General features: G+C 36.1%; 13 protein-coding genes. 11 read left to right on the plus strand and 2 right to left on the minus strand.

The features are described 5' to 3' along the window. The first annotated feature begins 4 nt into the window (after positions 1 to 4). From ABIE26_RS15945 to ABIE26_RS15970, 6 genes are all read left to right on the plus strand, one after another. Positions 5 to 370, plus strand: a complete 366-nt coding sequence (locus ABIE26_RS15945; RefSeq protein ID WP_310143552.1) for a hypothetical protein — start codon at positions 5 to 7, stop codon at positions 368 to 370. Then, on the plus strand, positions 289 to 816 hold the full coding sequence (locus ABIE26_RS15950) for a CHAP domain-containing protein (protein ID WP_310143554.1): 528 nt from the start codon (positions 289 to 291) through the stop codon (positions 814 to 816). The genes ABIE26_RS15945 and ABIE26_RS15950 overlap by 82 nt, the downstream gene beginning before the upstream one ends. A gap of 210 nt (positions 817 to 1,026) precedes the next feature. Next, positions 1,027 to 2,385 carry a hypothetical protein gene (locus ABIE26_RS15955; RefSeq protein WP_310143556.1) on the plus strand — a complete coding sequence of 453 codons (1,359 nt, stop codon included), beginning with the start codon at positions 1,027 to 1,029 and terminating at the stop codon, positions 2,383 to 2,385. Beyond that, a complete protein-coding gene (locus ABIE26_RS15960) occupies positions 2,382 to 3,026 on the plus strand; it encodes a condensin complex protein MksE (protein WP_310143559.1) in 645 nt (214 codons plus the stop codon). Before ABIE26_RS15955 ends, ABIE26_RS15960 begins: the two co-directional genes overlap by 4 nt. Continuing rightward, the gene (locus ABIE26_RS15965; RefSeq protein WP_310143560.1) at positions 3,010 to 6,240 is read left to right on the plus strand and encodes a hypothetical protein; all 3,231 of its coding nucleotides are present in this window, start codon (positions 3,010 to 3,012) and stop codon (positions 6,238 to 6,240) included. Before ABIE26_RS15960 ends, ABIE26_RS15965 begins: the two co-directional genes overlap by 17 nt. Continuing rightward, entirely contained in the window at positions 6,237 to 7,223 is a 987-nt protein-coding gene (locus tag ABIE26_RS15970) for a hypothetical protein (RefSeq protein ID WP_310143562.1), read from the plus strand. The genes ABIE26_RS15965 and ABIE26_RS15970 overlap by 4 nt, the downstream gene beginning before the upstream one ends. A gap of 96 nt (positions 7,224 to 7,319) precedes the next feature. Here the strand turns inward: ABIE26_RS15970 and ABIE26_RS15975 are convergent, their stop codons facing one another. Further along, positions 7,320 to 7,943, minus strand: coding sequence for an MAE_28990/MAE_18760 family HEPN-like nuclease (locus tag ABIE26_RS15975; protein WP_310143565.1), 624 nt, complete (start codon positions 7,941 to 7,943; stop codon positions 7,320 to 7,322). Continuing rightward, on the minus strand, positions 7,943 to 9,010 hold the full coding sequence (locus ABIE26_RS15980) for a DUF262 domain-containing protein (protein WP_310143567.1): 1,068 nt from the start codon (positions 9,008 to 9,010) through the stop codon (positions 7,943 to 7,945). Before ABIE26_RS15980 ends, ABIE26_RS15975 begins: the two co-directional genes overlap by 1 nt. 514 nt (positions 9,011 to 9,524) lie before the next feature. On the opposite strand from ABIE26_RS15980, the gene ABIE26_RS15985 reads away from it, so the two are divergent. From ABIE26_RS15985 to ABIE26_RS16005, 5 genes are all read left to right on the plus strand, one after another. Then, positions 9,525 to 10,289 carry a hypothetical protein gene (locus ABIE26_RS15985; protein WP_310143568.1) on the plus strand — a complete coding sequence of 255 codons (765 nt, stop codon included), beginning with the start codon at positions 9,525 to 9,527 and terminating at the stop codon, positions 10,287 to 10,289. A gap of 77 nt (positions 10,290 to 10,366) precedes the next feature. Further along, positions 10,367 to 10,840 carry a hypothetical protein gene (locus ABIE26_RS15990; RefSeq protein ID WP_310143569.1) on the plus strand — a complete coding sequence of 158 codons (474 nt, stop codon included), beginning with the start codon at positions 10,367 to 10,369 and terminating at the stop codon, positions 10,838 to 10,840. A 72-nt stretch (positions 10,841 to 10,912) separates the two neighbouring features. After that, a complete protein-coding gene (locus ABIE26_RS15995; RefSeq protein ID WP_310143570.1) occupies positions 10,913 to 11,647 on the plus strand; it encodes a hypothetical protein in 735 nt (244 codons plus the stop codon). A 236-nt stretch (positions 11,648 to 11,883) separates the two neighbouring features. Then, positions 11,884 to 12,222, plus strand: coding sequence for a low molecular weight protein tyrosine phosphatase family protein (locus ABIE26_RS16000; RefSeq protein WP_310143571.1), 339 nt, complete (start codon positions 11,884 to 11,886; stop codon positions 12,220 to 12,222). A 74-nt stretch (positions 12,223 to 12,296) separates the two neighbouring features. Then, complete coding sequence (locus ABIE26_RS16005) at positions 12,297 to 12,911, plus strand: class I SAM-dependent methyltransferase (RefSeq protein WP_310143574.1); 615 nt, start codon at positions 12,297 to 12,299, stop codon at positions 12,909 to 12,911. Positions 12,912 to 12,947 lie beyond the last annotated feature (36 nt).

A 12,947-nucleotide genomic window follows, 5' to 3' on the forward strand; every position in this document is an offset into this window, starting at 1 on the left:
TGTTATGAAAAATTTAAGCTTAAAAGGATTGGTTAAAATGCCTTTTGTAAAAAAGACAGAGCCTTACCTGGTCATAGTGATTTTGATACTGGTGTGGTTTACCGCTCCGAATTTTATGGAGGCCACGGCCGGGCGTATAGACCCGAGCATATGGCTGCTGGTATTGCTGGCCATGATTAGTTTTTTGCTAATGCTGGCTTTGTGCTGGTGGCTGCTGAAACGCATTTGGGTATTTATGGGTTTGCCACGGTTGGACGACGTGGTTTTACAGTTTAATTCATTAAGTAAATGGGAGCAATTAAAGTTTGTATTGTGCTTGTTTGCCTTGCTGCTGCTGGCAGCGGTTGGGGCTTTGGTCGCAGTACTTTAAAGGAGGAAACAGGTTATGAAAGAGTTGTCAGAATTGCCAGAAAAGAGATCAGTGTTAGAGAAATTAGTGAGAATAGTAGTCCAAGAATTAGGGAGTATCTTAGTTGCGTGGGTATTAAAGAAGCTGCGCCCTGGTGCGCAAGCTTCGTCTCCTGGTGCCACAAAGAAGCTGGCTTTGCCCAGCCCCGAACACCCTGGAGCCCCAGTCTCTTCCCAAAAGCAAGAGTAGTAAAGGAACCTTTGCCTGGATGTGTATTTGGTATTTACTTTAATGCGCTTGGCAGGGTTGCACATTGCGGCGTTGTTGTTAAACTGCACGGAGGTAATGTTTATACGGTTGAGGGGAATACATCGGTAGCAGGGAGCAGGGAAGGTGATGGGGTATATGCCCGCGTGAGACATAGGAGAACTATTTACTGTTATGCGGATTGGATAGGCAGGATTTGAAGAGGGGGTGGCAGGCGGTGAGCCTGCCGCTTTTTTTTGCATGTGTTATTGTCAAGTGGTTTAACTAGGGAAATTAGTTGAAATGAAAAGTGTTGAGTAATCCTGATTTAAACTTATCGAATTCGAGAGATTTCGAAATGAACACTGTTAAAAAGCTATTACTTTTTTGAATTAAAATCGTAGATTTATTGTTCATCAAAATTGCTGCTCTTGGATAATCTTAATGAAAATGCTTTTGATTTTCTAAAAGAAATATCAAAAGGTTCGACATATAATCTTCTTTTTCCTGATCCAAGAGCTGGAATAGCTGTTGTTTGGCTTTATCAACGAGTTGAAAACGGTTCATTTTCTGATAAGACATTTACAGAAAATGACGTTCATCAGGCACTCTATTTTGCTGCCAAAATTAACGGCTCTAATGCCGAACGTAACACCTGGGAATTTAACAATAGGCTAATTGCCGATTTGCAAGAATATTTTCTCTATTATGATGAGGCAAGGCAAGTTTATAAACTAAAAGAATATGCAAATGAGTTCTGTAGACGAGCTAGTAATATATTAAAAGCAAGCTTTGATCCTACTGTTATAGAAAAGATCTGTCTTGCATTACGCGAAAAACTGGAGGAGTGTATTGCACGCGAAAAATTGGAGGATTGGTTTGGCATTCATTTTCGAACTTTTCAACCTCAACTTCGCCAGCAGATTGATTTTTTGGATCGTCAAATTGACCATTCGGTAGCGGAGATGAGGCAAAACCTAAGCATAAGGGATAAAAACATTACCTTAATGTTAAAGCAGATTGATGATCGATTTGATTTGATCCGAAAACAGAATAATGAGCTAAGGGCGGGCTTTAGCGAGATGGATCAGATCAGAAGAAAACTCGAGTCCTTCTCAATCGAAAATGAGGATAATAAATTAGGAAATCTTATTTATGAAGCAATCACTTTTTTTCAAGAAATGAAGCAAACGCTATCATTAGTAGACAGCAGGCTAGATAGAGTGCAACCTAAAGTAAAGCAGCTATTCTCTAATCTTAACAAACCACTTTTCAATACAAGAGTTGAGAGGTTTATAGGATACTTAATTGGTCAAAGTAAAGTAATTGCGTCAAAAAGGAGCATGAAGAGTTTTATAGAATTCCCCAGTGGAGTTACTACTTTAAAGATCTATCAAGACCGGATGGACTTGTGTATTTTTGAAAGGAAGAAAGATCTTTTTCCAATCAAAGCGACTAAACGTTTTGTAGCAGAAGAAGACGAAAAGGCCAGGGCAGTAGTTTTCGATACTTTTAGCAAGAAACTACAACAACAAGATCTCATATCAAATTGGATCGATCGAATAATGAATGATCTAGTACCTTCGGGTAAACTAAAATTTTCAAATTATTTCTTTTTGTGCATAGGTAAAGATGATAACTTGGATATTGGGTTAGGTATTAATCTTGCCTATAGGTGTTTGAAGGTTTTCGGTCAGCATCACTCATACAGACTGCTAATTACGGACGAACTCGTCGTTGGGAAAGAAACTAATATATCCCTTTGGGAAATGATAATTGAAAAGAAATGAAAGAGTCACTTAAGTTTTTAATGCATGAGGATGCACCAAAATTATTTTCCAAGATTGATTATGCATTGAAGAACGGAATGCATATACAAGACCATAGATACCAAGCTCAACTCTTTGGTTTTATCAATGAAAGCTTCCAAAGTTTGAAGCTATATTACGAAGAATATTTTGGAATTGTGCTTGACCAAGGTGGCGAAACTGTTGAAAAATATTTCTTTATAGATTTTATGGCACAATCCAGGGGTGGCATTCCGGAGGATAATCGATATTTTTTACCCAATGAGTTCGTAATTGTTGGTTTTTTATTGTACAAGATAATATATATCGATGGTTATATTGAACTCAATACTGTTCGTCGTTTTCAGCAAATGGTGAGACTGGATTACGAAGAATTAAAACCTGGTATCTATCGAACATTAGCAAAGGCAAGACGGGATAAAAATACACGGATGGATGATGAACGAGTAGACAAGATAATCGCCGATGCGATGGATGAATTCCATAAAATTGGATGGGTGGTCTTTGAGGGAGAAATTTTTGATGTTATGCCTTCATTTCAAAGGCTTGTAAAAGTTTACGGTGATTATATCAATGATATTGAACTATGGTTAACGGAGGAAAAAGATGAAAAGCTATCCTAGAATTTTTAGTTTATCAACACTTGGGCTGATTCACCATCAAGAATTTGATTATCGTTTTCATGAATTTAGAACAGACTTTGTAGGGGAAAGCGGCGCAGGTAAGAGTATGATTGCCGATCTTTTGCAACTTATATTTGTCGGCTCTGATGCCTTTGAATCTGCTACGAAAGCAACAGGGGAGAGGAAACCAGCTGGAATGGTATTAGAAGAGTCCGGAAGAGGGCGTACAAATAGTATCGGTTATGCATTCTTGAATATTGAGGTTGATGTTCAAAAGTATTTGGTAATTGGTACCTGTATAGAGACCGGAAACCGAGCAACCCATTGTTTTATCATTCAACAAGGTTTTGGATATGATCCTATCACTCCTTTAAGTAATCCATTAGTATTTGCCGATTTTTTGAAGGATGATCAAATTTTACCAATCGACCTTTTGAAGGATCACATCTTAGAACGTAACTTATTTTGCGAATCCTGGTTAAAGACTAAGAAGTTTCATGAAATTTTGTTCAAAGAGAAAATTCTACCAATGGATTTAGCATCAGGAGATAAGTTGCTAAAAGACTATGCCAGTATATTGCAGTCTTTCTCGAGGGGAAAGACACTTGATACCCAAAAGAGCAGTAGTATTAAAGATTTTCTATTTGGATGTGAAAAAGCAGTGGAAATTAATGAGAAATTTAAACAAGCTGTTCATGACATGGAGGCCACGATAGGTGAATACGGCAATAATATCGAGGAGATAAAAAGGGTTACGATGAAGCAGCAGGCACTCATTGACCTAAAAGAAAAGATGGAAGTTCGTGAACAGTTGCTTTTTGACTACCTGAGCAAAAGACTTGCCTATCTTAACCAGGAATATGATTTAGATTTGGAACGATTGGAGAATATATATGGCGAATATATTTATGCTAGAAAAAAAACGCTTGAAATACAGGTTATTATAGACAAGGGCGTTGAACAATCTCGGTCTGATTTTCCGATTCTATCTGAGAAACTTAAGGTAATAGAAAACCGTCTATCTAAGACTACACCTGAGTATCAGGGAATATTATTTATTGATAAAATGTTAGCAGAATTAGAATGTAATATGTCTACCCTTAAGGGTATTTATGCTAAAAATATGATAAATATTTCCAAGAAGAAGATTCTCCAGGGTGGGCTTCACAAACTTTCATCAGAAAAAGTTTTGTCATTGTTTGAGGAAATAATGGAGTCGAATGAGCTTGATTTTCTATCTGATTTAGATAATAGGTTGACATCAACTTCCAATAAGCTTAAACAACAACAATTGCTGGTCAAGTATCTTGATATTAATAATCCAGACTCTCTTGCTCATTGGGCAATATCTCAAAAGCGCAGCTTTTCTAAAGATGAAGAAAGCGTTATTTTATCTTTTCAGCACTTTCCGCGTCACAAACCCGATAATCATCACGATTATCTTCCCGAACCTGCCGCATTATTCAAGGAACTATCTATTTTAGATAGGGATGGGCAAGGTTTTTGGTTGGATCTTAGTGGACTGAGGAAATATATAAAATATGTTGGCGAACAAATTTTAGATGTTTATGATCCAGAAAAAATCAAATTATTTTTCGAGCAGACTGGCCTTTCAACTGCTGAAAGTATTAAAAATCTATTTCGGGAAGTTAAAGCACTCGAGCATCTTAAATCTACTTTTTTATTATTAGATAATCCAAATGGTGTGTTGGCTGCCTACCGCGAAAAGGAAACGATTGAAAGCTGCCAAAATATTCAAGCTCTAAATATTCCGGAAGAAGATATGGATAAGATGTTGGGATATTATGAACGCAAGGAAGAAGTTTTTGCGGATTTTGAGACGCTTAGTGCTGAAAAAGCAATCCTGACGGACGACGTTTTTAATGCTAAAAACTATAAAAAACAAGTCGATGATATCATAATAGAACTTAAAGAATTTAGTGAAGATTTAGCGATTATTCGCGAGTCTTCTAGTATAGATGCATATTCAGCAATTCGTGAATATGACGATGAATTTTGGCAATATAAAGATGCCCAGCCAGAGTTTTCAACTTTACGTATCGATTTAAGAAAAATTTCAAAAGCGATACAAAAGGCTAAAGAATGGGAAGGGAAAATTTCAAACTTCAATAAAACTGAGGCTGAGCTTGCAAAAGCGCAAGAGGAATTCAAATATAAATATCCGCATAAAAAACCTGTTGAACAGACAGGTGGTAGATTAAGTGATCCGAGGGACGCTAACAATGAATATATCAAGGCTGAACAGGCATACCTGCTGGCTTATTCGCAAATCATTAATACTTATATTTCTTCAGAGGCGCATAAACATAAAGACGGCGATGACTTTTTAACTTTGAGTAAATCTCTTCTACCCGAGGCGTTTGCCGACCTTGTCTCCGGTGAAATAGATTCTGATGCTATTGAGGTTATAAGACGGTACCTAACTCGAATTAACGATAAGAACAGGCAGTTGAACGACCGAAAAATACAAAAGATTAGGGATCTTCTGGATGATGTAGACCATGAAATTACCGAACAGATGGAAGTTGTTCGTAGAATAGACAATTTTTTGAAGACGGGGCATAATATTACTGGAGGATATCATGCGAGACTTAAAAGAAGTTTTGCGTCTAGTTTTCCCAAAGAGTGGATGGACGTATTTAAACAGAAGGTAGAAAGGGAAGTTGGTTTTTTTGCGCCAGAAGATGGCGTCGTAAGCAAATTGTCAAAAAAAGTTGGTCTTGCAGAGATGATGATTGAGGCTTTTCAATTGTGTGGAGGCAGTAAATCACTTGATATAAAAGTAGTAAAGTTACTGGATCCGACAAGTTATTATGAACTTAGCTTTTCTATGGAATCTGATTCAGGACGAATAAATAAGGGAAGTACGGGGCAGACTTATGCAGCGATAGCGCTTCTATGTATAGCAAGGTTATCCGTGATGAGCCGTGAAGAAGGAAAGAGTTATAACAAGGCTGTTAGAGTAATGCCAATTGATGAGGCCGAAGGACTTGGCTCTAACTATGATATGCTATATGATATTGCCAGAGAATTTGATTATCAGATCATATCGTTATCCATTAACCCGGTTGGCAAGTTTAATGAAAAGGACCAGTATATTTACATGCTGCATAAGAACATGGAGGTTGATGCGCCTGTAAACTATCGTCCAATTGGCATTTTTTGTGACAATGATATCAAAAATGCGATATGAAGCGAGATTGTGGAATGGTATGGCGCCATTATTGTGCCCTCAATGAACTTTATCTCAAAGGGCAGACTTCAGCTAAAATTTCGTCGAACGATTTTATAAATGCGGTACTAATTAGACAAAAACGGTTTTTAAGGCCAAAAATGGGCAATCTTAAAATACTGGAAGCTCAAAAAGGCTATAAAGAGTATTATGAAAAAGAGTTTAAGGAGGACTTTGAACGCTTTAATACATTCCTGTCTACTCACAAACTCAGTCTTGATGCTAGGCAAAAATATACTGCAGACGATATTTTAACCTTAATATTTATTGAAGATAACAAGTCTGCGCTAAAGGCTAATCTGACTACCATTAGAAAATTTTCAAATGTAGTTTTCAAAGGGTTCGGTTCTAAATATTTGGAGTCCAGACCGGGTCTGTTAAAAGCAGTTTGCAAACTTCTTGATATATCCTCGTTTCCAGAAAAGGAACCAAAGAATCTACAATGGAGGTTAACAGTAGATTGTTTAAATCCAAAAGCTATAGTACTTTGTGAAAATTTAGCTTTTTTAAAGACCCCATGGGCCGCAAGGGAACATAATGTAGAACTTTGGTATGTTGGAGGGAACAATACTGCAATAATTGATTACATTTCTAATGACAAGTTGTTGCTTCCAATTTACTACTCTTGCGATTGGGATTATCATGGCCTCCTTATTTTTCAAAATATAAGCGAACGTATGATTTTAAAGGGTTGTAAGATTAAACTTTTGTTTCCAAATGATCCTGATGAGAGACTTCCTGTTATAATGAAGCATCATAAAAGCAAATGGATTCCCGGGAAAGAACTATCAGGGTTGAAACAAAGTTTATTTAATGTAGCATATACAACACTTATACAAGACCTTATTAAGAATGATCAATGGATAGAAGAAGAATCTTTTGAGTTTGTTGAATTGTTAAGGCAAAATGGAGTTATCGTTGATTATTTGGATAAACGTTTATGATGGGGTTTTCTAGTATGGCCTTCTGTGTCTGATTGTGGTCTATTTGATCAGATGAAGCAATCATCTATTAATTGTACAAAAGACAACCGTTCTATATCATGAGCATTTGTAAGTAGTTAAATTTAGTCCATTTTCGATCCTCAGTAAGATTTCAATCATTAAGTCATTAAGTAATTTTGTGAACAGTTCAATATCCTTGAGTTTTACTGGTATTGAAACTTCTCCATGAGCAATACTATTTCGAAAAGTAACCAATTTACCGAGAAGTTTGTCAAAGTGTTTGGGCAATGTTTCTAGATTGAAGATTAACAGGATTTCATTTATGACCTCAAAATTTACATTTGAGTGTGTGGGTATGATTTCTGTCATTTGGAATGGTTTAGAAATAGTTGATAGGTAGCTCTCAGTGAATTCTTTTTTAGACTTAAAGGAGTTGCGTGGATTCTCCAGCCTCAACTTATCGATTGAAGTGATGCCATGTACCACAAGATTGATATGAACATCCTGGATTAATAAGTTCAGAGAATTAATTTCTGTTATATAACGTCTGAATGAATTTTTTACGAACCCTTCCCAAAGAGAATAAATTGACGGTATTGTATATTTAATTATCATCTCTTGATGATGGGGCATTAATTTGTATCGAACAGGTATGCTTTTCAACGATGCGAGTTCAGACATTCTCCAGTCTATGTCTTTTGATATTTCTTTAATTAGCATTATAAAGTTCCGAAAATTTCTTTAGAAAATTCTAATCTTTTCCTAACTCTTTGAACAGAGTTGTTTCCCCCAGAACGGGTCATGGCCTGATATTTTTCATCGCTTTTAACAACTTCAATTTTTGCTTTAATTTTCTCACTTTTAGCTCCACCATAAAGGTGAATATTTTCTGCTATTCCTATCATGGTTGTGTCAAAAACAGCCGTTGAAAAAACATGACTTTTCGCACGGAAAGTTTTATCCCCTAAAGGGGCTAATATGCTTATAGTTTTATTGAACACTTGTTCGTACATGCCATAATTAAAACTCTTATTTTCGACAGCGTTTTTCATGAACTCTGTCATATGTTGGGCTATACTACTTTTTACATTTTTTCCATTTTTATATAAAGACATAAATCTTAATACTAATTCCTCAAGATATAATTCATCTATTTGTTCTTGACTCACAGCAATTAAATTTATGAATGTTGAATTATTAGATAGCTTCTTCAGAAATGCATTGAAATCAGAAGAAATTTCTCTATAAAGCGAATTTCTAATTTCTTGGTTTGTGAGCGGTGACCCTCCAGTATTTAATCGATTAAAAAGTTCAAAACGTAAATCATACTGACTGTTCCACTTAATTATTTCTACTCTGCATGATGCTCTTTTAAGATTCAATTGAATCTTAAGAGGAAGCTCGGTACATTTATAATTTTCTAGCGATCTAATTAGATCCCCGTCGCCAAGTAGCCAATTGTTTTTTTCAGGCAAGGTTTTCAGAATCCCAAAAAATGTTAACATGGTTGACAGTCTTTGCAGTCCGTCAACGAGTTCCCAACGTCCAGATTCATCTTCCGCTACGAAAATCGGAGGAATTGGTATGCCAATAATGATTGATTCAATAAATCTAGTTTTTTGATAATTTGTCCATCTATAAAGCCTTTGGAACTCAGGGTTTATTATAATTTCGTCTTTCTCGTACATACTCATGATTTCTCCAAAGGACATATCAAGTTTATCGGTCTGAAGTGTATTTCTACTTTTTTCAATATCTTTTAATAGTTGTTCTTTTCCTATTTTCATAAAATGTATAATTAGACTTTAATTTGTTTACACGGTTGATAATTCGAGAAATTTTATCATGAGTGAGAAGCGTTTTAGGTGTTTGGTTAATTCAAAGTTTAATAGATTATTTCAAGAAACCAAATTTTAACTTGAAATAATGAAATGAATTGTGAGAGTAGGAGTGATAAATAAAAACATTAAATACTGAAATCAACAGATTTTGATAAAGATTGCGTTTGATTTTAATTTGCTATGACGAACTAGTACAAATGATTATTTGATAGCGGATTAATTAAGATGATAGGGTTATAACCCTAACTCCGATGTGCAGTGTCAGAGATATATTGTTGCTTCCTTAATGTCCTTGTTAAGAAATTTAGTTATTATGAAGTGCTGTCTTATCAGAAAGGAGTATTGAGCGGATTTGTTAAGTTTATAGTTCAAATAAAATAGCGACATTAGATTATATGGATAAGCTAAAAATCACTAGCTATCTATCAAATACCTATCTGTAATTAGTTAAATAAAAACTATGAAAGGTACCAAAATCAATTATAAGGGATTAGATTACAATCAAGATGGTGATCGGCCTGTCGATTTAAGTTCTGTTCCTAAAGTAACTTCAGAGAAGCAGCTGAGGAAAGTTCTGCGAAACAAAGAATTTATGTACATGGTAATGGGGGAAGATAAGTTGTATGGCGTAAATAAGTTAACGTACAAGCGCAAACATTTTTTACTAATGGAGCCAAATCCGGTAACTTTTTATTTTTCTCTGGCATTCGACTCATTGGATCAGCTGGAAAATGCAAGAGCTCTTTTAAGTGAGGTTTTGTTAGACTCTCCTCCTTCAGCTAAAGCAGCGCCATTTAGTTTGGTATTTAGAGTAGCCTCTGTGGGTGTTATTTTTTCTTTTTTTGCTATAGAGGCATTTATGAATCAAATGTTACCCGATTATGCATTAATAAATTACGATGGGAAATTAGTAGAAAAGGATACTATTCAGAGGTGGGTGCCTTTCGATGATAAGATAAGTCGTATAATTCCTGATTTATGTAAGAAGGATTTCGAAACGAGGCATCCTAGAAAGATGCCCATAATTTGGAAACTTAAAAAATTGCGTGACGAACTCTCTCACTTAAAAGAGAAAAGAACGAATGGCTTTACTTCATATGATAATGTTTATCAAGACATACTGGAAGTGAATCTAAAATCAATTGTTAGTACTGTAAAATCCTTCATTAATTTTTATCAACCAGGGCTTATACAGAATTATAGAAATAAGACTTTAATAAAGTAAAATATTATTAGCAGTAAATATAATTGATGAAAGATATTGAAACATTAACATCAGTTGTACTTGTAAATATTTAGAGCATGGCTATTTTTAAAAAGACTGACGGTAACGAATTGTATCTGTATATAAATGGTAATCTTGTATATAAACGTTGGCTGGACACCGGAGAGTCAAAAGTGTTTGATGTAATGGCTTACGACAAATATACTTTAACGAGTATCCGTGATCTGGAGTATGATAACTCTATATCAGATCTTTTAATAATTAAAGCAAAAATCAGGCTTAAGACAGCAGAGGAGGGGGGAAGGAAAACGGGATTTATAAGTGGGTACCGCCCTAATCATGTTTTTGAGTACGGTAAAGAAGGAGAGTTTTTGCAGTCTTTTATTGGTGATATTATTTTTGAAGATCAATCAACAATTGAACCAGGCGAAACAAAGGAGGTAACGGTTAGATTTCTGCTGCATCAACCTATAGAAAAATACATTAGCCCTGGGCGTAAATGGTGGATTCATGAGGGGCCTCGGCTTATTGGCGAGGCAGAAGTTTTGTAATCAGTAAAGGTGTTCCTTTTTTGAAAAAAAAGTACAACATTTGCGGAACACTAATAATTAACGTTGTCACTTATGAAAAAAATCTTTTTTGCGCTTTCTTTTTACCTGGTTTCATGTCATGTACTGGTTAAGGCCCAAGACAATCAGGTGCTTACCGCTGTTGATATTGTTAAAAAATCTATTGATGCTACCGGGGGCGAAGCATATTTGAGATCCATAAAAACCTTGTATTCAAACATAAAAACTGAAATGGAGGGGCGGCAGGTAAACTGGATAGTGAAGGAAATGGTACCCAATAAAGGAAGCTTTATGGTGAAATATGAGGGGCGGACGGTATTTCAGAACTGGTTTGATGGAAAAGATGGTTATGAGACGAATAGAGGCGCAGTGCAAAAGGCAGACCCAAAAGAATTTGCAGACAAAGCCTACAAACAGAATATTTTTAACGAACTCGATTATATTAACCCCCAGCTTTGGACATTGGAACGCCTTGAAGATGGTACGGTAGGCAAGGCAGATTGTTACAAAGTAAAAGGCACCCTGAAAAATGGTCTGGTAGAAATTTTCTATTTTGATAAGTTGAGCAATTTGATGTTGCGAAGCGATAAGTTGGAAAAAGCCAACCAGAATAGCTTTAAAACTACACTTTACCTGAACTATAAAAAGTATGGTAAGCTGGTTTACTACTCTGAACTGAAAATGGGCGAAGAGGGTAACTTTAAAACGTTAGTGCTGGAAGAATTACTGGTGAATGAAAAAGTTGAAGAGGGTGATTTCAGTCCTAAAGTTACGGCCCCGCAGAATTAGTAGAATAAGAACGGTTTAAAAATCAAAAGTAGTTGAATGTTGATCTGAACAATACAATAATTCCTGCAATTATGCACAGAATCATCAACAGATAAAGTATAGCAAACCTCAGGAAAGTGATTTTTTCTAGCAGTGTCCTATTAGTCCAGTTATCCAGTATTTTTTTTATCACTCTTGAAACGGTTCTGTCTAATTTAATAAAACGATAGGAGTAAGTTTAAATTCTAAATATACAAATGATATATTTGGATGTGAACGTTTTGTTTGTTTGTAGTCGTAATAAATGGCGTAGTCGCACTGCAGAAGATCTGTTTAAAGATAGTAATGTTCATAATGTGCGGTCGGCAGGTACAGCTCCAGTTGCCAGGATTAAAATATCTGAAAAGCTACTTTCCTGGGCCGAGATTATTTTTGTGATGGAAAAACGGCACCGTGAGCAATTGAAATCCAGATTTCCATTGATATTGGATGAAAAAGAAGTCATTGTCCTAGATATTCCGGATGAATACGGGTATATGGATGATGAACTTGTGGAATTGCTTAAGGCATCTGTAAGCAGATATTTGGAGCTTTAATTGATGGATTCATCTTCTATATCCATTTTTATGCGCATATTCAGATCAATCTTACAAAATAACTTTTTAACTACATGAGTGAAAGTAAAAGACATTGGGAGAAGGTTTATACCGAGAAGCAACCTCATGAAGTGAGCTGGACGCAAGACGTACCACAGACTTCACTTAATTTTATCCGGGAGTTTAACCTTCCGAAAACAGCCAGTATAATTGATATTGGTGGCGGCGATAGCAAGCTTGTTGATTTTCTCCTGGATGATGGGTACCAGAACATCACCGTTCTTGATATTTCTGAACAGGCCCTTTTACGTGCGCAAGCCCGGCTGGGTGACAGAGCGAAACGGGTGACCTGGATTGCCTCCGACATCTTAGACTTTGTTCCAAAGCAGCAATATGACCTTTGGCATGACCGGGCAGCTTTCCACTTTTTAACTGGCCCTGACGAGGTGATGCAATACACAACTCTTGCAGCTTCCTCTGTAAAAGGGTACCTGACAATTGGCACCTTTTCTCATGACGGCCCGAAAAAATGTAGTGGTCTTGAAATAAAGCAATACAACGAAGCTGAACTTCAGGATGAACTGTCAAAAGCTTTTACCAAAGTTCGTTGCATTGTTGAGAACCATACTACGCCATTTGGTACGCAGCAGAATTTTCTGTTTTGCAGTTTTAAGGCCAATGTGGGGTAATCCGCTTTTCCTTTTCAAATGAAAAATTTGAAAAGC

The sequence above is a fragment of the Pedobacter africanus genome, assembly GCF_040548825.1.
Lineage (GTDB): Bacteria > Bacteroidota > Bacteroidia > Sphingobacteriales > Sphingobacteriaceae > Pedobacter > Pedobacter africanus_A.

Excerpts from the sequence above, each read along its gene's own strand:
- ABIE26_RS15945 (WP_310143552.1), top strand. The coding sequence starts at position 5 with ATGAAAAATTTAAGCTTAAAAGGATTGGTTAAAATGCCTTTTGTAAAA.
- ABIE26_RS15950 (WP_310143554.1), top strand. The coding sequence starts at position 289 with ATGGGAGCAATTAAAGTTTGTATTGTGCTTGTTTGCCTTGCTGCTGCT.
- ABIE26_RS15960 (WP_310143559.1), top strand. The coding sequence starts at position 2,382 with ATGAAAGAGTCACTTAAGTTTTTAATGCATGAGGATGCACCAAAATTA.
- ABIE26_RS15965 (WP_310143560.1), top strand. The coding sequence starts at position 3,010 with ATGAAAAGCTATCCTAGAATTTTTAGTTTATCAACACTTGGGCTGATT.
- ABIE26_RS15970 (WP_310143562.1), top strand. The coding sequence starts at position 6,237 with ATGAAGCGAGATTGTGGAATGGTATGGCGCCATTATTGTGCCCTCAAT.
- ABIE26_RS15975 (WP_310143565.1), bottom strand. The coding sequence starts at position 7,943 with ATGCTAATTAAAGAAATATCAAAAGACATAGACTGGAGAATGTCTGAA.
- ABIE26_RS15980 (WP_310143567.1), bottom strand. The coding sequence starts at position 9,010 with ATGAAAATAGGAAAAGAACAACTATTAAAAGATATTGAAAAAAGTAGA.
- ABIE26_RS15985 (WP_310143568.1), top strand. The coding sequence starts at position 9,525 with ATGAAAGGTACCAAAATCAATTATAAGGGATTAGATTACAATCAAGAT.
- ABIE26_RS15990 (WP_310143569.1), top strand. The coding sequence starts at position 10,367 with ATGGCTATTTTTAAAAAGACTGACGGTAACGAATTGTATCTGTATATA.
- ABIE26_RS15995 (WP_310143570.1), top strand. The coding sequence starts at position 10,913 with ATGAAAAAAATCTTTTTTGCGCTTTCTTTTTACCTGGTTTCATGTCAT.
- ABIE26_RS16000 (WP_310143571.1), top strand. The coding sequence starts at position 11,884 with ATGATATATTTGGATGTGAACGTTTTGTTTGTTTGTAGTCGTAATAAA.
- ABIE26_RS16005 (WP_310143574.1), top strand. The coding sequence starts at position 12,297 with ATGAGTGAAAGTAAAAGACATTGGGAGAAGGTTTATACCGAGAAGCAA.